The sequence below is a fragment of the Methanoregula sp. genome (assembly GCF_002835825.1).
In the GTDB taxonomy this organism is placed as follows: Archaea; Halobacteriota; Methanomicrobia; order Methanomicrobiales; family Methanospirillaceae; genus Methanoregula.
In genome coordinates this window covers 1-1,234 of sequence record NZ_PIZH01000618.1, presented here as the reverse complement: position 1 = coordinate 1,234, position 1,234 = coordinate 1, and the positions used below count along the sequence as shown (strand labels likewise).

At 61.7% G+C, this 1,234-nt stretch carries 1 protein-coding gene; it reads right to left on the bottom strand.

All coding sequences use genetic code 11. From position 1 onward, the window contains the following. Positions 1 to 1,234 (bottom strand): HEAT repeat domain-containing protein (locus tag CW742_RS13865; RefSeq protein ID WP_292421389.1); only part of this gene is annotated, 1,234 nt, incomplete at both ends.

The window sequence follows — 1,234 nt, the reverse complement described above, 5'->3', positions numbered from 1 at the left end:
GAGCAGGCGGAAAAGGCCGGCGAGGGCATCTGTGCCGCGCCCCGAACAGCCGGGTTCGGATCAGAAAGACGGATAACAAGGTACAAAAGAACATCCGGGTCCTTCAGGGATCCCAGCGCAAGGAGCGCAGAGCCCCGTAGCAGGGCGTTCGGGTCCCGTATCACTGCAAGTACAGGGTCCCGTGCCGCAGATCCCATGCGGCCGAGTGCAGATGCGGCACCGGACCGGACGAGGGGATCCCGGTCCCGGAACCCGCGGATGAGCGCGGGAATGGCATAAGCATCCTCGATGAGCCCGAGGGATTCCGCGGCAGCCCTCCTTACCTCTTTCTTCGGATCTGTCCTCAGCAGGCGTATCAGGTACGGGACGGCCACCGTGCTCTTCAGGCTGCCCAGCGCTTCCGCGGCGGCAGATCTCACACTCTTATGCCCGTCATTAAGGATCCGGATCAGGGTTTTTTCCGCGGGCATGCCGATAACCCGCAGCGCCTCGACTGCCGCAACCCGGATAGCAGCATCCGGGTCGCGGAGAACCGCCGAGATCCGGGCGACTTTCTGGCGGGGGGATTCCGGTGCCGCCTCATCCAGAGTATCCCTGCGCCCGCCTGCTGCTTCACCGGTTGTCCGGCCCTCTTCACTTTCCTGGTCGGAGAGCAGCCAGTCCACCGAATTTCTTCCGCCGGCTTCCACCCGGCCGCCATTTGCTCCTGTTTTCTTCCTGATCGCGGCAAGGGTTTCGTCTGCAAGGGCCCTGAGCTCCGGCTTCCCCTCTTTTTTCACCTGCTCCAGCGCACGGACCGCAGGGGCTCCCAGCCCGGCCAGTACTTCCGTTATCCTGGTGCGGACATGGGCATGATCGTCGGGCAGGGCATGGATAAGCGCAGGTATGCTCTCCATGCCGATCCGGGACAGGTCATTCCATTGTTCCTTTGCAATGCAGTACCTGACCTTCTCTTCAGGGGTTTTCGGTCTCCAGCCCAGTTTTTCCAGCGCCCAGACCGTTTCAATCCTGACATTGAGGGAACTGTCTGCGAGTACCCGGGCCAGGTACGGCGCTGCCTCCGTCGCTCCGATCTCCCCGAGCGCTTCAACCACCGTTGACCGTATCCCGCTCTCCGGGTTTGCAAGCATCCGCACAAGGACCGGAACAGCTTTTATTGACCTTACCTGGCCGAGCGCTTTCACCGCGTCTACCCGTACCTGGTAATTCTTATCATTCAGGAAGGAGATCAGGA